General features: G+C 62.5%; 25 protein-coding genes, 1 tRNA gene and 1 pseudogene. 17 read left to right on the top strand and 10 right to left on the bottom strand.

All coding sequences use genetic code 11. The features are described from left to right. The first annotated feature begins 379 nt into the window (after positions 1 to 379). Both IVA96_RS09320 and IVA96_RS09325 read left to right on the top strand, forming a co-directional pair. Positions 380 to 580, top strand: a complete 201-nt coding sequence (locus IVA96_RS09320; protein WP_027547784.1) for a DUF6494 family protein — start codon at positions 380 to 382, stop codon at positions 578 to 580. Positions 581 to 750: 170 nt separating this feature from the next. Continuing rightward, positions 751 to 1083 carry a hypothetical protein gene (locus tag IVA96_RS09325; RefSeq protein ID WP_247281507.1) on the top strand — a complete coding sequence of 111 codons (333 nt, stop codon included), beginning with the start codon at positions 751 to 753 and terminating at the stop codon, positions 1081 to 1083. Positions 1084 to 1353: 270 nt separating this feature from the next. Here IVA96_RS09325 and IVA96_RS09330 read toward each other — a convergent pair whose 3' ends face one another. Together IVA96_RS09330 and IVA96_RS09335 are read right to left on the bottom strand one after the other, a co-directional pair. After that, positions 1354 to 2406 (bottom strand): MBL fold metallo-hydrolase, encoded by a 1053-nt coding sequence (locus IVA96_RS09330; protein WP_247416900.1) that lies wholly within the window; start codon positions 2404 to 2406, stop codon positions 1354 to 1356. 70 nt (positions 2407 to 2476) lie between these two features. After that, entirely contained in the window at positions 2477 to 3289 is an 813-nt protein-coding gene (locus IVA96_RS09335; RefSeq protein ID WP_247281509.1) for a helix-turn-helix domain-containing protein, read from the bottom strand. A 501-nt stretch (positions 3290 to 3790) separates the two neighbouring features. Here IVA96_RS09335 and IVA96_RS09340 point away from each other — a divergent pair. Then, the gene (locus IVA96_RS09340) at positions 3791 to 4303 is read left to right on the top strand and encodes a PRC-barrel domain-containing protein (RefSeq protein ID WP_247281510.1); all 513 of its coding nucleotides are present in this window, start codon (positions 3791 to 3793) and stop codon (positions 4301 to 4303) included. 271 nt (positions 4304 to 4574) lie between these two features. Here the strand turns inward: IVA96_RS09340 and IVA96_RS09345 are convergent, their stop codons facing one another. Together IVA96_RS09345 and IVA96_RS35770 are read right to left on the bottom strand one after the other, a co-directional pair. After that, complete coding sequence (locus tag IVA96_RS09345) at positions 4575 to 4802, bottom strand: hypothetical protein (RefSeq protein ID WP_247281511.1); 228 nt, start codon at positions 4800 to 4802, stop codon at positions 4575 to 4577. A 316-nt stretch (positions 4803 to 5118) separates the two neighbouring features. Continuing rightward, the gene (locus IVA96_RS35770) at positions 5119 to 5274 is read right to left on the bottom strand and encodes a GreA/GreB family elongation factor (RefSeq protein ID WP_346015511.1); all 156 of its coding nucleotides are present in this window, start codon (positions 5272 to 5274) and stop codon (positions 5119 to 5121) included. A gap of 152 nt (positions 5275 to 5426) precedes the next feature. Between IVA96_RS35770 and IVA96_RS09350 the strand changes: the two genes are divergently transcribed. The 7 genes from IVA96_RS09350 (at position 5427) to IVA96_RS09380 (ending at position 10055) form a co-directional block, all read left to right on the top strand. Further along, positions 5427 to 5612 carry a hypothetical protein gene (locus IVA96_RS09350; protein ID WP_247281512.1) on the top strand — a complete coding sequence of 62 codons (186 nt, stop codon included), beginning with the start codon at positions 5427 to 5429 and terminating at the stop codon, positions 5610 to 5612. Between the two features lie 656 nt (positions 5613 to 6268). Further along, positions 6269 to 7291, top strand: coding sequence for an LLM class flavin-dependent oxidoreductase (locus IVA96_RS09355; RefSeq protein WP_247281513.1), 1023 nt, complete (start codon positions 6269 to 6271; stop codon positions 7289 to 7291). 347 nt (positions 7292 to 7638) lie between these two features. After that, positions 7639 to 7983 carry a DUF1236 domain-containing protein gene (locus tag IVA96_RS09360; RefSeq protein ID WP_247281514.1) on the top strand — a complete coding sequence of 115 codons (345 nt, stop codon included), beginning with the start codon at positions 7639 to 7641 and terminating at the stop codon, positions 7981 to 7983. Positions 7984 to 8097: 114 nt separating this feature from the next. Then, complete coding sequence (locus IVA96_RS09365; protein ID WP_247281515.1) at positions 8098 to 8457, top strand: hypothetical protein; 360 nt, start codon at positions 8098 to 8100, stop codon at positions 8455 to 8457. A 232-nt stretch (positions 8458 to 8689) separates the two neighbouring features. After that, on the top strand, positions 8690 to 9196 hold the full coding sequence (locus tag IVA96_RS09370; RefSeq protein ID WP_247416907.1) for a hypothetical protein: 507 nt from the start codon (positions 8690 to 8692) through the stop codon (positions 9194 to 9196). A gap of 58 nt (positions 9197 to 9254) precedes the next feature. Beyond that, positions 9255 to 9608 carry a hypothetical protein gene (locus tag IVA96_RS09375; protein WP_247281517.1) on the top strand — a complete coding sequence of 118 codons (354 nt, stop codon included), beginning with the start codon at positions 9255 to 9257 and terminating at the stop codon, positions 9606 to 9608. Positions 9609 to 9626: 18 nt separating this feature from the next. Beyond that, positions 9627 to 10055, top strand: a complete 429-nt coding sequence (locus IVA96_RS09380) for a hypothetical protein (RefSeq protein ID WP_247281518.1) — start codon at positions 9627 to 9629, stop codon at positions 10053 to 10055. Between the two features lie 167 nt (positions 10056 to 10222). Here IVA96_RS09380 and IVA96_RS09385 read toward each other — a convergent pair whose 3' ends face one another. The 3 genes from IVA96_RS09385 to IVA96_RS09395 all read right to left on the bottom strand — a co-directional run bounded on the left by IVA96_RS09385 (position 10223) and on the right by IVA96_RS09395 (position 11332). Continuing rightward, positions 10223 to 10678 (bottom strand): hypothetical protein, encoded by a 456-nt coding sequence (locus tag IVA96_RS09385; RefSeq protein WP_247281519.1) that lies wholly within the window; start codon positions 10676 to 10678, stop codon positions 10223 to 10225. A 10-nt stretch (positions 10679 to 10688) separates the two neighbouring features. Beyond that, on the bottom strand, positions 10689 to 10907 hold the full coding sequence (locus IVA96_RS09390) for a hypothetical protein (RefSeq protein ID WP_247281520.1): 219 nt from the start codon (positions 10905 to 10907) through the stop codon (positions 10689 to 10691). A gap of 266 nt (positions 10908 to 11173) precedes the next feature. Next, complete coding sequence (locus tag IVA96_RS09395) at positions 11174 to 11332, bottom strand: hypothetical protein (RefSeq protein WP_247281521.1); 159 nt, start codon at positions 11330 to 11332, stop codon at positions 11174 to 11176. 244 nt (positions 11333 to 11576) lie between these two features. Here IVA96_RS09395 and IVA96_RS09400 point away from each other — a divergent pair. Then, a pseudogene (locus IVA96_RS09400) lies at positions 11577 to 11902 on the top strand (hypothetical protein). 84 nt (positions 11903 to 11986) lie between these two features. Here IVA96_RS09400 and queD read toward each other — a convergent pair. From queD to IVA96_RS09415, 3 genes are all read right to left on the bottom strand, one after another. Further along, positions 11987 to 12406: a 6-carboxytetrahydropterin synthase QueD gene (gene queD, locus IVA96_RS09405; protein ID WP_247416911.1), complete on the bottom strand. Its 420-nt coding sequence runs from the start codon at positions 12404 to 12406 to the stop codon at positions 11987 to 11989. Positions 12407 to 12410: 4 nt separating this feature from the next. Continuing rightward, positions 12411 to 12487: transfer RNA gene (locus IVA96_RS09410), tRNA-Arg, on the bottom strand. A gap of 264 nt (positions 12488 to 12751) precedes the next feature. Continuing rightward, positions 12752 to 14197, bottom strand: a complete 1446-nt coding sequence (locus IVA96_RS09415; RefSeq protein WP_247281531.1) for a HAMP domain-containing sensor histidine kinase — start codon at positions 14195 to 14197, stop codon at positions 12752 to 12754. A gap of 407 nt (positions 14198 to 14604) precedes the next feature. Between IVA96_RS09415 and rpmH the strand changes: the two genes are divergently transcribed. The 6 genes from rpmH to argB all read left to right on the top strand — a co-directional run bounded on the left by rpmH (position 14605) and on the right by argB (position 19319). Beyond that, positions 14605 to 14739, top strand: a complete 135-nt coding sequence (gene rpmH / locus IVA96_RS09420; RefSeq protein ID WP_212501943.1) for a 50S ribosomal protein L34 — start codon at positions 14605 to 14607, stop codon at positions 14737 to 14739. Positions 14740 to 14767: 28 nt separating this feature from the next. Then, positions 14768 to 15160 (top strand): ribonuclease P protein component, encoded by a 393-nt coding sequence (rnpA, locus tag IVA96_RS09425; protein ID WP_247281524.1) that lies wholly within the window; start codon positions 14768 to 14770, stop codon positions 15158 to 15160. Further along, a complete protein-coding gene (gene yidC / locus IVA96_RS09430) occupies positions 15160 to 17028 on the top strand; it encodes a membrane protein insertase YidC (protein ID WP_247281532.1) in 1869 nt (622 codons plus the stop codon). Before rnpA ends, yidC begins: the two co-directional genes overlap by 1 nt. Before the next feature lie 140 nt (positions 17029 to 17168). Further along, positions 17169 to 17822 carry a ribosome biogenesis GTP-binding protein YihA/YsxC gene (gene yihA, locus IVA96_RS09435; protein WP_247281525.1) on the top strand — a complete coding sequence of 218 codons (654 nt, stop codon included), beginning with the start codon at positions 17169 to 17171 and terminating at the stop codon, positions 17820 to 17822. Beyond that, positions 17822 to 18187: a DUF423 domain-containing protein gene (locus IVA96_RS09440; protein ID WP_247281526.1), complete on the top strand. Its 366-nt coding sequence runs from the start codon at positions 17822 to 17824 to the stop codon at positions 18185 to 18187. The genes yihA and IVA96_RS09440 overlap by 1 nt, the downstream gene beginning before the upstream one ends. Positions 18188 to 18431: 244 nt before the next feature. After that, positions 18432 to 19319, top strand: a complete 888-nt coding sequence (gene argB / locus IVA96_RS09445) for an acetylglutamate kinase (RefSeq protein ID WP_247276433.1) — start codon at positions 18432 to 18434, stop codon at positions 19317 to 19319. The last annotated feature ends 66 nt before the right edge of the window (positions 19320 to 19385 follow it).

Raw genomic sequence — 19385 nt, forward strand, 5'->3', positions numbered from 1 at the left:
TTCACCCTTCGCGACTGGGTGGTCCACGCCCGAGCCGTCACGGCTTCGTCAACACGGCCGGCACCAAATCCGGATGCGCTAGCGCGTGCATTTATTATCGATCAGCCCCCAGGCAGGCGCCTCCGTTCTGCCTTCGAAAGCAGACCTGGCCGGTTCGCCTTTGCAAGTCAGCTAAGGGCCCAACGGCGACGTCCTGACGAGCGACGCCGCGAAGCGAGGCGGCTTACTCGTGTCGTCAAACCTTGAACTCGCCACGATGCCCAGAAGCAAGCGGCGAATGAACGTCCCGATCATTGATCCCTAGTCCGGGACTTGGGGGGCTGTAAACACGGGATCGCCAATGTGTTAGACTTTGTCCAGCCGATCAGGGAGAAAAGCCATGACCGCCGAGTTCGATGAAGACCGCTTCAATATGGCTATCCGTAAGTTTCTGAAGCATGTCGGAGTTACATCGCAGCGTGAAATCGAGAACCTAGTGCGTAGCGGGGCGGTGAAAGGTGGCGAGCTCAAACTGCGAATGACCCTGTCCGCTGAGGGGACGCCGCTGAAACATGTTGTCGAGGAAACAGTCGCACTCTGACGAGGGCACACGCTGCGACCCAACGTCCGTTCAGGGCCAGAACCAGCCGTTTAATAGCGAGGACCGCCGTTGATTGCGTCTCGGCGCCCTGACGTGATCGAGAGCCATCGGCGAAGCTCAGGCGTTGGCCGCCGAATGCCTTGCTTTGCGCGACGGCCAATCGATCTGGCATGTCGGAAGAACCCATACGCGGTGAGCAGGATCACAACCATTGTGGTCGCGAAGTAACCAGCCTCAAAAAAGACGATACAAGCGATCCACGCGACGAAGAACACGACCTGCCAGAGCAAGGCGAACCCGAGATAAGTTTTGCCGGTTGGGATGCCATTGCTCATACTGATCACTTATGCATCCTTGCAATCGGCGGCGCCCCCCAAGTTGATCCTTCCGGCTTGCGACGAGCCCATGGTAAAGATTACGTTGCGCATCGAAACGCGGAACTTCCGCTTCGGGTCAAAGTGCGAAGAACTCAGGTTGAGCAAATCAGGCCCGCTCTAATGTAATGACCGGACTTTGGTCCGCCGATGCTCAATTTCGCAGATGGCCCAAAAGCTGACGAACGATGCGGGGATCTTTTCGCGCTACCACGTTCGCTTCAAGTCACGAGATTGCCCAAAGTCTGACCAATTCAAATGTTCGCCAGCTCCCCTTTTGGCCCACGAATAGCGCCGTCTAACCTGAGGTTCTGCTCAAAGTAGTCGCGCAGCCAGGGCAGCTTACTGTTAAGTGTCCCTCGTGACGGGCTCATCCGGCAGACCGCCAGCAGCGGATCGTCAAGGATTAGTTCCTGCGCATCTAATCGGAATATCCGCGAAACTCCGGATTCCATCTCTTGACGCGACGCTGTCGCCAATCTCGAACCGCATAAGGTCGTCGCCAACTTGAAACGGAGCCGCATATGTGCCCTTGGTCCGCGACACGAGTACATCCTGGCTCACACCGAGGAGTATGACATGTGTGTAGGCGGCGAGCTTCGGTTTGACCCGGGAAAACACCTCGCCGGCCTGTTCGGGCGACGTGTGATGGTCCGCGACTGGCTTCATGTACGGCAACTCTGCCAGTTTCGCGGACGTGGCAAAAACCTCATGGATCAGAAGATCCGTGCCCGTCGCAAACTTGATGAGATTCTCATCGAACTTGGTGTCACCTGACAACGTGACCGACTTCGCGCCATAATCAACGCGATATCCCACTGACGGCTTGATCAGGTCACCATGATTGACGGCGAATGCCGTCACCTTGACGCCGGCCTCCTCGAACACGACCCGATCAGCCTGGAAGTCATGCGCGTCGATTTGGGTGGCGACGGCCGGGATTTTTTCGTCGGCCATTCGTATCCGCGCATCGTCCGCAAACGCCTCGGTGAGCCCTTTGGCGATTCTCGCCGCTCCGCCCGATCCTGTGCCATCCGATGGCCCAAACAGTCGCAATGGTCGGCTGCGGAAGCCGAACGGTCCGAACATGTATCCGGTCATCCAGAGGTCCGGCAGACCTTCGACATGGTCGGAATGATAGTGGGTGAGAAAGACGGCATCGATGCCTTTCCCTGCGGGTATCCCGAGCTGATACAACCTCACCGTCACGCCGCGGCCCGCATCGAATAGCAGATTGAGTCCACCGGCTTGTATCAAGGTGGCCGGCCCAAAGCGCGCCGTGCCTGGCTCGGGGCCGCCGGTGCCGAGCAACGTCACCACGATTTCACCGGGGCGGCCCGCACGTTCTTGCTGCTGAGCCGACGCGTCTGAAACGCAAGCCACCAGTGCAAAGCCTATCATCGCGGCACTAACCACCAAATTGCGTGCCATCCTGCCGCCGTTGCTTGCCATCGTGGGACCCCTGAGTCGCGTTTGCCTACTGGCAAGCAAACCACGGCTGAGGCTTCATGGCTTGTATTTTTCAGCCATCGGGCGAGAGGATGTTGTCCCAATCGCCGATGAATTGGTGGGGTGGCAGGCCGACTAGCGCGTAGCATTCCCGGACGAAGTGCGCCTGATCGAAGTAGCCGGCCTCGTGGACGATTTGCGTCCACGGCTTGGCCGGCTGATTGCGATGCATCGTCAAGGCGGCATCAAATCTCGCCGTGCGCGCGTACAATTTTGGGGGAAGGCCCGTTTGCATCGTGAAGCGACGTTGAAACTGGCGGGCGCTCAGACCCGATTGCGAGGCCAATGCGGCGATCCGGATGTTACCCCGGGCGGACATGAGACGGCGGGACGTGACGCCAATTCCATCCTCCGCGGCACGGCCTTCCAACATGGCGCCAAACCATCGTTCTGCCGCGGCGACACGCGAAGAAAAGTCCTGCGCCGATCGTACGGCGTCTTGGAGGAGCGCGGCGCGGTTTCCGAGCACGTCGCGTGCCGGGACGCCTTCGTCGATCAGGTATGTCATTCCGATTCCGACCAGCCGGTGCAGAGCTGCCGGCTGCAGCAGAATGTTGAAGATATGTAACTGACCCGAAGCATAGAGATGAATCCGGCGCGCGCCCTGGGGCCCGACGACGACCATCTCCGGCGCGGTCGCGAGGCGCCCGCCATCGAGGCGAAGACGTAATGGATCGCCCAGGTAAATATCGATAATCTGATGCGGACGTGCCGTCAGCGGAAATGCCAGCACGTGAGAGCCTAGCGTCGCGCGGCGTTCTTCGAAGGAGCGAACGACGTTCCTCAGTTTCGGATGAGGCTCCGTACGCCTGAGATCCATCGACATCCCTCATCTGAGCACGGTAGGCCGGCGGGCGAGCCCCGTTACCCGCCATGGACACTATCATGGATTGGCGCGCTGGCCTCCACCTCGAACTTCCGCACTTGGGCGCCGCGAGAGGCCGAGCCGCAGGCACCTTCCGCAACTTGCACCATTTTTGCTCACGCATTCATAGATCGTGCTTTGAAGAATGCGCTTTTTGGGAGGGGCTTATGGTAGTAGGAATCACTGCAATGCCTTGCTCGCATCTGGTCTGGCGTGCACTTTCGTCTATCGAGAGCTCGAACGAGGACGTACGGCGCATGAGAACGCTGCTAAAAATTGTCCTCGTGGCGGTCTGCGCTGCAATCTTGACGACATTGCTAGGGGCGTTTCCGTCCGAATCGTGACCACCGAACGTCGCTGGGTTGCTGGCTCCGGTGGGATCGAGTTCGGGAACAAGTGGCAGTTCCGGGCGTTGAGGCCGGCATCTGAACGGGTGCGGTTCTCACGTGGAGGAGATAGTAGATGAAAAGCTTTCTTGCCGTGGCTCTGCTTGGCACTGCCGTGATCGGCGGCGCTGCGTTCGCGCAATCCACTCAACCGGCTGATCGCGCTGCGCCGGCTGCCACCGCCCAACCGGTGGACGCGAAGATGGCGCTCAAGGGCAATTGGCGAGCCTCGAAGCTCATGGGCTTGAACGTCTACAACGAGGCCAACGAGAAGCTCGGCGACGTCAACGAACTGCTCGTCGACAAGAGCGGCAAGATCAACGCCGTGGTGATCGGCATCGGGGGCTTTCTCGGCATGGGCGAACACGACATCGCCGTCTCGATGGACAAGCTGAAGTTCGTCGAAGAGCCTGTCCGGACGAGCTCGACGAGCACCTCGACCACCTCCCGCGACACGACTACCGGCGCGGCTTCGACCAATACGACTAACCGCAGCGCGAACGATTGGGTCCCCGACCACGCCGTCATGAGCGGCAACAAGGAGCAGCTGAAGGCGCTCCCGCAGTTCAAGTATTCGGACTACAACTAGCAGGTCGAGCGCTCGCGAAAGATTAGGGCCCCAACCGGGGCCCTTTTTTCTGCTGAGCGAGGCTTCGCAGACCACAAAAAAGGCCCGCCCGGCTTGAGGGCGAGCCTTTCGTGCGAGCTGGTGTTCGCTCAGTGCATGTGAACTAACCAATAGCCGACGCCGCCAACAACGAGCACGGCAGGAACGGCCCTTAAAATCAGCACAGGCATCTTCTCCTCCAATTGCATCAGAACGTTTTTCACCGGGCCGGCTAGGCCCTGCAAGAACCGTTTTACTGTTCAGTGCAGACCTTGGTGGTCTTCACGGCGGACTCGGCTTCCGTCTTGGTCTTGTAGATGCCGTCGCCTACGATAGTCGTAGTGGTAGTCGTCGGTTTGGTGTCGACCACGGTGCACTTCTTGGTGGTCGCGTCGCGAACGATGTAGAACTCGGCGGCGCTGGCGGCCTGTGTGCCGAGGGCAAAGGCGGCGAGAGCGCCGCATACGATCAGCTTCTTCATGTATCCTCCTCAAGCTCGTAAGTAGTCACTGCCAACGAGGACGCGCGACTGAAGTTCCGGTTGTTCCCGTCTGCAGCGGCCTGCGCCATTTCGCTACACTGGGGTGAGGGGTTCCTAAAAGCGCGGATGGAAAGAGCCGTGGGTAAGCAGCGGTCGGGGGCCCCAGCTCGATCATAGATCGAGGGGCAGCTCAGTTGGACCTTCAAGCCCTGAAGAAGGTTGCCAGGAAGAGCACGACAGCCAGAACGACGCTGATACCGATGACCGTTAAGGCGGCCTGTTCTAGCTGAAAGCACCGCGCATACCGACGCCTCCTTCAGTTCAACACGCCGAGTACCCTCAAGGACCAGCTGTTTGGGCCTGGCGTTTGGAACTCGATGGCCTGGCCAACCGATAAGCCGAACAACGCAGTTCCAGCCGGCGTAAGAACCGAGACACGCATAGCGAAGGATTGGTCCAGGTCCTCCAGCATCAGACGCGAAGCATGCGATGCGGCGGGTGCCCCCGGCTAACTGGCCTTTGGTGCGATACACCTTGCTGTATGTAAATGCGCGCCATGGCCGAAGTTGCCAGATTTTCCCGGGTCCAGCGAACGGGCCAAGTCTTAAATGAAGAGGGGCTGGCATGCACTACGGCCGCGCGCACGAAGTTGTAGTTCTTCACGACCGCCTTGAAGCGCTCGCCTTTCAACTTGCCGAGCTGGAACAGTTGCGAGCGCAAGTGCTTTTAGCCGAGCAGAAGGCGGAGCGAACTGGAGGAAAGTGCGAACGCGGGGAGGCTCATGGAAAGCGCCAATTGCCTGCGAAATAGGGCCGCTGCCGGAAAGCAACAACCGGTGCTCCGGTCTGCGCCTCTTCTGCGGCAGGTAAGGGACATTACCAGCACAGAGGCAAGATTTTCGGTCTCCGTCGGTTGAATTCAGGCGACGATAATGAGCCAGTATGTAGAGGCGCGTTACGCGCTGCTGATATTGCAAGAAGCGCGGGAGACCTGCGAAGATCGAGCAGCAATACTGCTCAACAATCTACTGCAAGACCTTAGGCCAGCACAGCAAGATGACCCGCACCGTGCCGGTGCGCTAGCTTCTATCCGGCATTTGGCGGTAATTTTACGTGAGCACCGGATGCCCGCATCGTCTTATTGGGAAGCGGCGCTAGACGCTGCGCACGCATGGCGAGACCATGCAGAGCGATGACGAGGCCTCGGCTCTGCGCTGTCGGGCGACAGTCGTTTTCCAAATGCGTCGCCGTCGGCAACATTTAGTCGTCTGTTCAGCGTCAAAACGCGACGCCGGCCCCAGAGGCCCGAACGCCTGCGATGGGTCAAAAAGCGACATGACGGCGTTGTCTGCTTAGGTCTGCTTCCTCCCAAAGGGCGGCACTTGCGGGTACACGGCTTCCCCTCTTGTCCAACTTTCCTCCAGCCGGCGTATCGCAAACTCCTGCGATCATACTTACTTTGCCTCCATGAAAAAGATCGGATTCCTGTCCTTCGGACACTGGACGCCCTCGCCGCAGTCGCAGACCCGCTCGGCCGCGGACACGCTGCTGCAATCGATCGAGCTTGCGGTTGCGGCGGAACAGCTCGGCTTGGACGGCGCCTATTTCCGCGTACATCACTTCGCCCGGCAGCTCGCATCACCCTTTCCGCTGCTCGCCGCCGTCGGCGCCAAGACCAGCAGGATCGAGATCGGCACGGCCGTGATCGACATGCGTTACGAGAACCCGCTCTACATGGTGGAGGACGCAGGAAGCGCCGACCTCATCGCCGGTGGGCGGCTCCAGCTGGGCATCAGCCGCGGCTCGCCCGAGCAGGTGATCGACGGCTGGCGTTATTTTGGCTATCGCCCGGCCGAGGGCCAGAGCGATGCCGACATGGGCCGGCGCCACGCGGAAGTCTTCCTCGACCTGCTCCGCGGCGAGGGTTTTGCCGAGCCCAATCCGCAGCCAATGTTTCCCAATCCGCCCGGGCTGTTGCGCCTCGAGCCGCATGCGCAAGGCTTGCGCGAACGCATCTGGTGGGGTGCCGGCTCGAACGCCACCGCGGTGTGGGCAGCAAAGCTCGGCATGAACTTGCAGAGCTCGACGCTGAAGAACGACGAGACCGGCGAGGCTTTTCATGTGCAGCAGGCGGCGCAGATCCGCGCCTATCGCGCGGCGTGGAAAGAGGCGGGGCACAGCCGCGAGCCGCGCGTATCGGTGAGCCGCAGCATCTTCGCGCTGATCGACGATCGCGACCGCGCTTATTTTGGCGGGGAACGCGGAGGGGAGGATCAGATCGGCTTCATCGACCCGCGCACCCGCGCGATCTTCGGCCGCTCCTATGCGGCGGAGCCTGACGTGCTGATCGAGCAACTGCGCCAGGACGAGGCGATCGCGGAAGCGGACACGTTGCTGCTGACGATTCCGAACCAGCTCGGCGTCGCCTACTGCGTGCATGCGCTCGAGGCGATCCTGACTCAGGTGGCACCGGCGCTGGGGTGGCGGTAAGGCAAACGACCGCCAGCTGTCACTCGTACGATGCCGTTCAGTTTTTGAAAACGTAGGGCTGACGAGGTCGGCGAGGATTTCCTGCAGATATGCAGCCCCGGGTTCTTTGCATTCAGAAACCGGGGCCTTTGCATTCAGTGCATGTGGCCAATGAGATAGATGCCACCGCCGACAACCAGGATCGCCGGCACGGCCCAGAGAATCAATACAGGCATTATCCTCTCCTCCGAATAACTGCTCCCGGGGAAGAAACAGGAAAAAACGGCAAACGTTCCGCGTTCCTGCGGAACGGCCGAGCTGATGGCGAGTTCATCGCAGCGCCGCATGAAGCGGCGAGGGAGAATGCGATGAAGAAGTTCATGCTGATTTCGGCCGCCGCTCTGCTCGTGTCGACGAGCGCGATGGCGCAAACCACCGTCACCACGACGACCGGCGCCGGACACGGCGCGACCGTGCAGATCGAGCCGGAATACCGCACCAAGATTCGATCTTACGTCACCGAGCACAAGATCCGTCCGGTCGAGACGCGCGAAAAGATCGTGGTCGGCTCGCCGGTCCCGCGCGATGTCGAGCTCGCGAGCGTGCCGAGCGATTGGGGCCCGTCGCTGACGAAGTATCGCTACGTCTATTCGGGCAACCGGGTCATGCTGGTGGACCCCGAGACCCGCATGGTGGTCCAGGAGGTGGATTAACTCCGCCGCGCGGCGGGCCGTGGAGGAGCGGCTCGCCGTGCATCCTGCTTTCATTTTGCGGTAGGGGGCCCGATGCCCATCATTCGATATTTCCTGTTTGCAGGCGCATTGGTCGTGGCGCTGCTCTTCGCACTCGATCGCAATCTGCCGCCACTTGGCGAGCGCTCTGTCGGCCCGGAGGTCGACCGAAGCATCATTCGCATCCACTCCGCACGAGCCTTGCCTGAAAAAATCGTCTTCGACACGTCCACTCAGATCGCCGCCAGTGTCTCTTCGCCTCTGCTCGCCGCCGAGCCGCCGGTCCACGTTGCGAGCAACGCATTGGCGATGGCCGAACCGCGGAAGCCAGAGACGAACACGCCCGCACCTCAGCGCGGCGCGACGCGAGCAGCCGGTCTCCGTTCAAATCGCGCGGCTCGCTCGGCGTCCCCACGTCGACTCTACGATCGCCAGGTGATGGTCGGGGCGTTCTGAGATGTGCTGATGCAGCGTGATCGCGGCGCATGAGGCGCGCAGCCGTTCGCACTCGCTCCAGATGAACGCCAGATGAATAAAAGGATGCGTGGCCGTGTTCGCGCAGCGCGGAACTTCACTTCAGGTTGCGCAAAAGCGTCAACGTGTCCGACGCAAGGAACGTTTGCGCGTTTGCCAATTTATCCCGTGCCTGATTTGGCGATTTGTTTTTGGAAACCCTGGAGGAATGGACATGAGGATCCTGAAGCTTTCTCCGGCTGCGGCCGCGCTGTTGGCCGGCACGGCACTCGCTGTTGCGCAATCGAGTTCGACGGTCGGCACCGGCGGCTCTTCGGCGGGCGGCGGCACGAGCAGCTCGACGGTCGGCACCGGCGGCTCATCGGCCGGCTCGGGCAGCGGATCAGGTTCTGCGTCGACGCTGGGCACTGGCGGCTCGTCTGCGGGCGGCGGCACCAGCAGCTCGACTGTGGGTACCGGTGGCTCGGCGGCCGGCAGCGGCTCGGGAAGCGGCTCGGCCTCGACGCTCGGCACCGGCGGTTCGTCGGCGGGCAGCGGCAAGAGCTCGTCCAGCGTCGGCACCGGCGGCTCGGCGGCCGGCAGCGGCTCGACCGTTGGTCAGTCCGGCGCGTCGAAGTCGCCCGGCATGGGCGACGGCAAGTCCGGTAGCCACGCCAGCGACATGGGCCTCGAGAAGGGCAAGGGCCATAACAAGGACGAGTGGAAGAAGGACAAGAATTAGTCCCATCCCGGGAGCGGCCACGTGCCGCTCCCTTCGTCCATGTTGAGGAGGAGCCGCAATGAACAAGTCAATCGTTGCGATCATGGCGCTGGCTCTGATGGGCAGCGCTGCATCGGCAGAGACCATGGAAAAAACCGGCAAGACGGCATCAGGCGAGACCTGCAAGGTCAAGGTCGAGAAGCATGCAGACGGAAGCATCACCGCGGTCGGCTCATCGAGCTCGGGCACGACCGGGTCGACCTCATCGAGCAGTTCGCTGTCGAGCTCAAGCTCGGCCGGCGGATCATCGGTGCATGTGCAGGCCGGCGGCGGCAACGTCTCGAGCTCGTCGTCGACGGCGGGCGGTCCTGGCTCCACCAGTGCTAGCACCATCACCGTCAACGGCTGCACAATCTCGACATCGTCACCCTGATTGATAGAGGATTGAAACATGAGAAACTTACTCACGACCGCGGCGGTCGCGGCCCTGCTCGCTGCCGCTTCGCCGGTTCTTGCACAGAAGAGCATCACGGGCGGAAGCGGCGGCTCGGCCGCCGCGGGCGGCACATCCGCCTCCACCGTCGGCACCGGCGGCACGTCAACGTCGCCGACCGGCAGCACCGGCTCCTCGATTGCGGCCGGTGGAAGCGCCGCTTCCGTCGACGGCAAGACCCAGACCGGCGTCAGCACGAACAAGGGCAACGGGCCCGTGCTGAATTCCAACGCGCGGGCGCAGGCCCATGAAGGCGGCACGTTCAGCCGCTCGCATACGCGCACCAAGGTCAAGGCCGGCGAAGAGGTCGGCTCGACCACCAAGACGATGTCGCATGTACCGGGCTCGAAGCCGACCATGTCGACGACATCGACGACGGCTCGCTAGAGCATATCGGTTCTGGTGGAATCAGAACCGAAGCTCCTTGTCTTGAAGCTCCTTGGCTTGACGCGTTTTCGTCGCGCGGACCGGTATCCACCTCGCTAGAAAACGCGCCATCCTCACGACCTGCTGCCCGAGTCGCTCGGGCAGCCTTTTTGTTGTGTTGGCCCAGGTCAACCGGCACTCAGGCTGTGGCTGATGCGCGTCACGATGCCGTCCCATTGCCGCTTCTCGGCCGCCGGATAATTGATCAGCACGCAATGCACGTAGCGCCGCGAGAAATTGCATCGGTCGTACCAGATCTTGCCGCGCTTGATGCTGGAGACTACGAAAAATCTCGGTGTGATCCGTTTGTAGATGATCCCGGACGGCGGATTTTTCCTGGCGAGAAATTCGGCGGGCGAGAGACCTTGATTGGGAACAGCTTGCACGGTGAGATCGGCGCGGCCATCGGCCGTGCGAAATTGCTGGCCGTATCCGTCGGGTTTTCCGGCGGGCTCGGTGAAAAGCGAGGCGGGAATGTCGGCCGACGTCCCGGATTCCGGAATCCGGTAGGTCGTCCAGCTGTCTGCCCCGGCAACAGACGATGTCGCACAGAGCGCGATGACCACAGCAGCTGCTGTCCTCATGTCGGCCTCATCAATGACGCGGCGCCAGTTGCAATTCCATCAAAGCGATCCTCTGCAAGGCGGCGGGGTTGCGCTCACCCGCACCGGCCGTGCGCAGGATGGATTCGGCGAGTGCATTGACGTGCGAGGAATGCACGGGCTCCGGCAGGGTCGCAATCGCAGCTTCCAGCGCGGTGGTCATCAGCTCGATCACCTCAGGGGAAAACTCGGTATTGGCAAAGTTCTTCATCGGTGGACCGTGGGAGCCGCCTGCTCAACGTCGGGAAAAAGTGGAAGTTCCTGCGGGGCGGCAAGCCCGGCATCAATCCGAGAGCGCGACGCGCTGACCGACGACGCGGCGGCTCACCCACGTCGCGCCGGCGCTGAGGCAGGCTGCAATCGATCATCAATAGGTTTCCGGAAGGGCCGGCGCTGGCGCGCGCGAGACGCCCGCCTGTGGCGGGCCCTCAGGACGAGGGCTCGTCTCGCGGCGAAGGGCGATTTACTCGCGCGACCTCAGAATAATGCGGCCTTCAGCGCCTGTCCGTAGATCATGGCGGCAACGAGGAAGAGTAGCGCCCACGCTCCCGCGAAGATCATGAGGATTTTCAGGGTCTCGACGTCGATGGTGGTTCTCATTGCACGGGAGAGTGCTTTTGCCAGTGCAGCCATCATCGCCAGCTCCGGACCAGGCCGCGCGGAGCGCGGTCTGGTTCGTGTAGCGTCATTGAGCGCGTTTGCGTGTGAAACAGATTACAGGCGGCGGTCAGCTGATGTTCAGAAGAGCACTTGTGCCGAAGACCATCATTGCTTCAGATCAATGATGTGGCACCAAGTTCCAGGGCGGCTGTCGAGGGCCGTGACATGGAGACGCTGGAACGAGAATGCGAAGCACGGCGTTCGCCTGAAGGAGTCCACCATGCCGACCAAGCCGACCATCGCCCGCATCTGGCGCGGCCGTACCCGCCGCGACATCGCTGACGCCTACCAGACCTATCTGCAGGCGGAGGGCATTCCGCCGCTGTTGAAGACGGCGCTCGGCGTGCAGCAGCTGCGCGAGGACCGCGATGAGGAGACGTGTTCACGACCATCTCCTACTGGGCGGACGTCGAGGCCATGACGGCTTTCACCAAGGGCGAGCCGACCAAGGTGCATCATCTCGCGCGCGATCCGGAATTCCTGATCGAATTGCCGGAACGCATCGAGATCCACCGCATCCTGATCGACGAACAGGGGCTGCGGTGAATGCCGCCACGCGTATCCCAGCCGAGCGAGGCTGCGGTTCGGGATGCGATGTCGAGCGCATTTTGACCACGGCGCCGTCGCGCGTCACCGCCCCTGATATTCGGCCCAGCAGTCCGCCGTTTCGTAAACGCGGACAGCCGAGATTTGCCACACGCTCGGCTCCAGCCGGTCCCATATCCAGATCGCAATGTTTTCGGCCGTCGGGTTCTCGAGCCCCTCGACGTCGTTCAGGCACCTGTGGTCCAACGCGCCCACGATGTCGGCGAAGCACTTCTCGAGATCAAAAAAGTCCACGACGAAGCCCGTGCGCGGGTCGACCGGTCCTTCGAGCTGAACCTCTACTCGGTAGGAATGACCATGCAGCCGGCTGCATCGGTGCGTCTCGGGCACCTTCGGCAGCCGATGCGCCGCCTCGAATTTGAATGCCTGCGATATCTTCATTTGGTTCCCGACAGGGCGCGGCCAATCCGCGATCTCGGATGCCGGTTGCCTGCCCGGCGTCAAGGAATGGCGCGCCCGGAACGATTCGAACGTCCGACCCTCAGATTCGTAGTCTGATGCTCTATCCAGCTGAGCTACGGGCGCGTTTTTCGCAAGCAGCGATGGCGGGCATGACCCGCGACGCATCTCCCGGAAGGCCGGGAGGGGTGCGAAAGAGCGCTCTGACTAGCCGCTCTTGTCCCTGTTGGCAAGATCCGGGATGGGGAGATTTTGCAAGGAGATGACCGCCAGCATGGTCATTCCTGGGCTCGCGAAGCAAGAAGTGCGGAATCTCGCGCCGAAACCTCTAGATTCCGTGGCCCTCCCTTTGGGCCGTCCCGGAATGACGGGAGACTGCCGGCTGGCCGGCTACGCCCGCGCCCGCTCGTTGCGGATGGAGAGCAGTTCCACGGGGCGGTCGGGGATGACGATACGGAAGGTGGCGCCGATGGTGCCTTCGACGAGGTGGATGTCGCCGCCATGGGCGCGGACGAGCTCGGCGGCGATGGCAAGGCCAAGGCCGCTGCCGCCGGGGCGGCCGGAGGTCTGAAACGCCTCGAACAGGTGCTCCCGGGTTTTCTGGGGCACGCCCGGGCCGGTGTCGGAAACCTCCAAGATGGCGACCGCGCCCTCGCGTTTTCCGGTGATCCGGATCTGCTGCACGCCGCCCTCGCCGGACGAGGCATGGCTTTCCAGCGCCTGGGCGGCGTTACGGACGAGGTTGAGCAGCACGCGGAACAGCTGGTCGGGATCCGCATCGACGGCAAGCCCGCGCTCGATTGCGGAAACCCAGGCGATCGAGGCGTCGTTGGCGAGCCCAGCGGTCTCGCGCACCTCCAGCACCACCGGCTCGATCAGGATCATGCGGCGGTCTGGTGCGGCCTCCTGAGCGCGGCCATAGGACAACGTGGATTGGCAGAAGGCGATGGCGCGCTCGAGCGAGCGCACCAGTTTCGGCGCGAAGCGTTGCACCCGCGGATCCGGCACGCTGGCGAGTTGGTCCGACAAAAGCTGCGCCGAGGCCAGCAGGTTGCGCAGATCGTGGTTGATCTTGGAGACGGCGAGGCCGAGGGCGGCGAGCCGGCTCTTCTGATTCAGCATCGACATCAGGTCGCGCTGCATGTCGGACAATTCGCGCTCGGCCACCCCGATCTCGTCGCTGCGCTGGCTCGGCACGATGATCCGCGCCGAGCTCTCGGGATTCTCGTGGAAGCCGACCAGGCTCGCGGTGAGCCGCCGCATCGGGCGCACGAAGAGATAATGCAGAGCGAGATAGACGAGGCCGGCGGTCAGGGCCGCGATGATCAGCGCAACCACCACGACATTACGGGAGAACCGGTACATCTGCTGCCGCAGCGGCAGCTCGTCGGTCACGATCTCAATGAACTGGGCGTTGCCGACGCCCGGCCCAACGATGCGGATGGCCTGGTTGCCGGTCTCCAGCATCATCCGGAACGAGCCGGTGATCGCCTCCCACGCTGTCATGTCGCGCAGGTCGATGTCATGCTCGATGGCCGTAGGAAGGTTGTCGCTGGCGAGCAGCCGGCGCTGCTGGCCCATCTTGATGGCGACGGCGCGGGCATTGATGCTCTTCAAAATCTGCCGCGACAGCGAATCGGGAACCATGCCGAGCGGCGCGGCGTCCAGCACCAGCGCCGCGGTGTTGGCCGCCGCCACCCGGTCGTTGAGCCGGTTGACCCAGAAGTTGGCAATGGCGGGCACGTAAAGCAGGCTGGCCGCGATCATCACCAGCGGGACGGTAAGCAGCAGCAGCTTGCCTGACAGCCCGAGCCCGCGCGACCCGCGCGGCCGCATCGCCGGCTGGTCCGGCTGATCCAGATCCTGGATCGGCTGGCGATCTGTGGCTGCCACGAAATTCGCCCCTGTTGGCCTTGGCTGATGCAAGATGCGACCGGCCCCGGGCCCGGTCAAATTACGGATCGCTAATCTGCCGAGGTGAGATGTAAGCGCTGATAAAGCGAGTCGCTACCTCAAGAGTTAAAAACCCCGCACAAACAGCGATATTCACTGGAAACGCGCGCTTGTGCGGCGTTGACGAAAACAAGGCGCTCGCTTATAAGCCGCGCGAATTGTCCGCGATGACCCGGTGCGACACCGGGAGCGGCTCTCTTGGGGCCGGAAAAGGGCCCGTTTTGGGCCGCATCTTCCGGACTTTACCATCAATTCTACAGGCAAATTGCCCGGTCAGCGGAGAAAAACCCGTGAAGCGGACTTATCAACCCAGCAAACTGGTGCGCAAGCGCCGTCACGGCTTCCGTGCCCGTCTCGCCACGGCCGGCGGCCGCAAGGTTCTCGCCGCCCGCCGCTCCCGCGGCCGCAAGCGTCTGAGCGCCTGAGCCGGACCCCCTTTTTCCGGGATTCATCATGGATCGGCTGAGGCAGCGGGCGGATTTCCTCGCCGTTGCCAATGGCGCGCGGGTGAATAGTCCCGCGTTCGTCCTGCAAAGCCGCCGCCGGGACGACGGCGGCCCGATCCGGATCGGCTTTACCGTTACCAAAAAGAACGGCAACGCCCCCGAGCGCAATCGTATCCGGCGCCGGCTTCGCGAACTGGTGAAGCGGCTAGATCCGGTGTCGATGCAACCCCATCATGATTATGTGCTGGTCGGCCGAAGGGACGCGCTCTCGCGCGACTTCGCGACCATGCTCGACGATCTGCGCATAGCATTCGCGAAGCCCGCGCGGCATACGCCCAAGGGACCGGCGAAGGCCGTGCCCCGCGATAAGCCGCAAACCGGATTGATGACGAGAGAATGATGACCGACAATCGCAACACCATCCTCGCCGTCATTCTGTCCGGCCTGGTGCTGATCGCCTGGCAGTATTTCTACAACGTGCCGCAGATGGAGAAGCAGCGCGCCCAGCAGCAGACGCAGGCCGAGCTCCAGAAAGGCACACCGCAGCCGACGGCGTCGGCGACGCCGGGTGCCGCGCCGCAGGCGGGCGGCACTCCCTCGGCTCCCCCTGTCGCGAACCAGCCGGCCCAGCCGATCGTCAGCCGCGAGGCCGCGATTGCCGCCTCCCCTCGCGTCAAGATCGAAACGCCTCGTTTGACCGGCAGCATTTCCTTGAAAGGCGCGCGCATCGACGACCTTGCGCTCGTGCAGTATCGAGAAACGGTCGACCCGAAGTCGCCGCCGATCATCCTCTATTCGCCCTCGGGCACGGCGGAGCCGTATTACGCCGAATTTGGTTGGGTGGCCGCGACAAGCGACACGAAGGTGCCTGACCGGACCACCGATTGGCAGCAGGAGGGCTCCAACAGCCTGACGCCGTCCACGCCGCTGGTGCTGAAATTTGATAACGGTCAGGGCCTCACCTTCCGCCGCACCATCACGATCGACGACCGCTACCTGTTCAGCATCAAGGACGAGGTGACCAATGTCGGGAACGCGCCGGTCAAGCTCTTTCCGTTCGCATTGATCTCGCGCCACGGCACGCCGCAAGTCTCAGGCTACTACATCCTGCATGAAGGCCTCATCGGCTATCTCGGCGACCAGGGCTTGCAGGAGAAGGCTTACAAGGCCGTCAGCGAGGCCCCTGCGATCGGCAACGGCGGACACGGATTCGAATTCAACAAGGTCACCAATGCCTGGCTCGGCATTACGGACAAATACTGGGCATCCGCGCTCCTTCCCGACACGTCCGCAACGCTCAAGGCACGTTTCGTCGCCGAACCAGGTACCCAGATCCGGTACCAGACCGACTATCTGCAAGATGCGCAGACCGTCGCAATCGGCGGCACGACGACAGCCAACACGCGGCTGTTCGCGGGCGCCAAGGAAGCCGGCGTGGTCGGCATCAACTTCCCGCTCGCAGGCCTCGGCGGCTACAACAAGGAGCTCGGCCTCAACCATTTCGATCTCTTGATCGACTGGGGCTGGTTCTACTTCATCACCAAGCCGATGTTTCTCGGCCTCGACTTCTTCTATCGCTTCTTCGGCAATTTCGGCATCTCGATCCTGCTCGTGACCGTGATCGTGAAGCTGTTGTTCTTCCCGCTGGCGAACAAGTCATACGCCTCCATGGCGAAGATGAAGTCGATCCAGCCGCAGCTTCAGGCGCTGAAGGAGCGCTATCCCGACGACAAGGTGAAGCAGCAGCAGGAGATGATGGAGATCTACCGCAAGGAGAAGATCAACCCGGTCGCCGGCTGTCTTCCCGTGGTGATCCAGATCCCGGTGTTCTTCTCGCTCTACAAGGTGCTGTTCGTCACCATCGAGATGCGGCACGCACCCTTCTATGGCTGGATCAAGGACCTCTCGGCGCCCGATCCGACCAACCTGTTCAACCTGTTCGGACTGATCCCGTTCGACCCGACCACGATTCCCGTGTTCGGCCACTATCTCGCGCTCGGCATCTGGCCGATCATCATGGGCATCACGATGTGGTTCCAGATGAAGCTGAATCCGACGCCGCCGGATCCGACGCAACAGATCATCTTCAACTGGATGCCGCTGATCTTCACCTTCATGCTGGCCGGCTTCCCGGCGGGCCTCGTGATCTACTGGGCCTGGAACAACCTGCTCTCGGTGGTCCAGCAGAGCTACATCATGCGCCGCAACGGCGTGAAGGTGGAGCTGTTCGATAATCTCAAGGCGACGTTCGCGAGGAAAGCGACGTAAGCCGAGGACTTCGAACCTCATCCTGAGGAGCGGCCGCAAGGCCGCGTCTCGAAGGATGGCGACGGGCTCCCGGGCCTGCATGGTTCGAGACGGCGCTTGCGCGCCTCCTCACCATGAGGAACTAGCACTGGGCCTTGAGCATGACCGACGACAAAGATGCGAAGCTGATCGAGGCCGGGCGCAAGCTGTTCGCGCGCGACTGGCAGTTCATCTGGGCTTCGCCCTCGATTGCCACGTTGCCGCCGATGGCGGGGCTGGAGATCGCCTTTGCCGGCCGCTCGAACGTCGGCAAGTCCAGCCTGATCAACGCGCTCACGGGGCGCAACGCGCTGGCGCGCACCTCGCATACGCCGGGCCGCACCCAGGAGCTGATCTTTTTCGAGGTCCCGGGAAAGAGTGACCTGCGCCTCGTCGACATGCCCGGCTACGGCTACGCCAAGGCGCCCAAGAGCCAGGTCGCGTCCTGGACCGAGTTGATCCACAAATTTCTGCTGGGACGTGCCTCACTCGCGCGCGTCTACGTGCTCATCGACGCGCGACATGGTCTCAAGGACGTCGATCTCGAGGTTCTGAAGACACTCGACCGCTCCGCCGTCAGCTACCAGATCGTGCTGACCAAGGCCGACCAGGTGAAGGCGTCCGAGCTGCAATCGCGCATCGCCGAGACCGAGGCCGCGCTGGCCAAGCATCCGGCTGCATTCCCGAACGTGCTCGCGACCTCGTCGCGGAGTTCGACCGGCATGGCCGAGCTGCGCGCCGCCATGGCGAAGCTCTTGGAAGAGCGGACCGCCTGATGACGGCACAACGCCTGCTGATTGGGCTGGCCGGCTTGATGGGCGCCGCCGGCGTTGCGCTGGCGGCCGCCTCCGCGCATGGCGGCGATGCGAGCCGGCTGGCATCTGCCAGCGCCATGCTGCTGTTTCATGCAACTGCCATACTTGCAACCGTCGCCTTGCTCGCGCGCGGCCTTCTGCATGGCGGAATTGGCCTCGTTGCCGCGTTCGGCCTTGCAGCGGGCGCCGCGCTGTTCGCGGGCGATCTCACCTGGCGGCAATATGCGGGACCTGGGCTATTTCCGTATGCAGCGCCGACGGGTGGAACGGTGATGATGTTGGGCTGGCTGGCGGTGAGCATGGCGGCGCTGGTGGTGAAGACGTAGCTTCTTTCTTACGCTCCCCCTGGGAGGGGAGGGTCGCTACGCATGCAGCGAAACGAAATGCGTCGCGGGGGTGGGGTGACAGTCTCTCCACAGAAGCGGCGCCCGTGTGGAGAGATCACCCTACCCCGCTCGCGCTGCGCGTGATCGACCCTCCCCCTCCAGGGGAGGGTAAGAGCACTTTGCGCCACGCCCGCCAATCGGATAGAACGCAGCCCGCGTTAGTCCCGCCAGCGAGATCCGCCTCATGACCGACATCTCCCCGCTCGACCAGGCCCGCATCCTGTCCGAAGCGTTGCCGCACATGCAGCAGTATGACGAGGAAACCATCGTCATCAAATATGGCGGCCATGCCATGGGCGACGAGGAGACCGCCAAGAACTTTGCGCGCGACATCGTGCTGCTGGAGCAGACCGCGATCAACCCGGTGGTGGTACATGGCGGCGGGCCGCAGATCGCGACCATGCTCAAGCGCCTCGGCATTGTCTCGGAATTCGCCGCCGGCCTGCGCATCACCGATGCCGCGACCATCGAGATCGTCGAGATGGTGCTTGCCGGCTCCGTCAACAAGCAGATCGTCGGATACATCAACGAAGCTGGCGGCAAGGCCGTGGGTCTGTCGGGCAAAGACGGCAACATGGTGAAAGCGTCGAAGACGACGCGGACCATCATCGATCCGGACTCGAACATCGAGAAGGCGATCGATCTCGGCTTCGTCGGCGATCCCGAGAAGGTCGATCTCACCCTGCTCAACCAGCTGATCGGCTACGAGCTGATCCCGGTGCTGGCGCCGCTCGCGACCTCTCAGGACGGCCAGACGCTGAATATCAACGCCGACACGTTTGCGGGTGCCGTGGCCGGCGCGCTCAAGGCCAAGCGCCTCTTGCTACTCACCGACGTGCCTGGCGTGCTCGACAAGTCCAAGAAGCTGATACCGCAATTGTCCGTCAAGGACGCACGAAAGCTGATCGCCGACGGCACCATTTCCGGCGGCATGATCCCGAAGGTCGAGACCTGCATCTACGCGCTCGAACAGGGCGTGCAGGGCGTCGTCATCATCGACGGCAAGATGCAGCATGCGGTGCTGCTCGAGCTCTTCACCAACCAAGGCACGGGAACGCTGATCCACAAGTGATGCGGGAACGGGCAAGGAAAGAGGGCGTCATGCCCGGGCTTGTCCCGCCTGCGCGGCCGAAGCCGC

Origin of the sequence: Bradyrhizobium sp. 159, from assembly GCF_023073795.1 — a bacterium.
Lineage (GTDB): Bacteria > Pseudomonadota > Alphaproteobacteria > Rhizobiales > Xanthobacteraceae > Bradyrhizobium.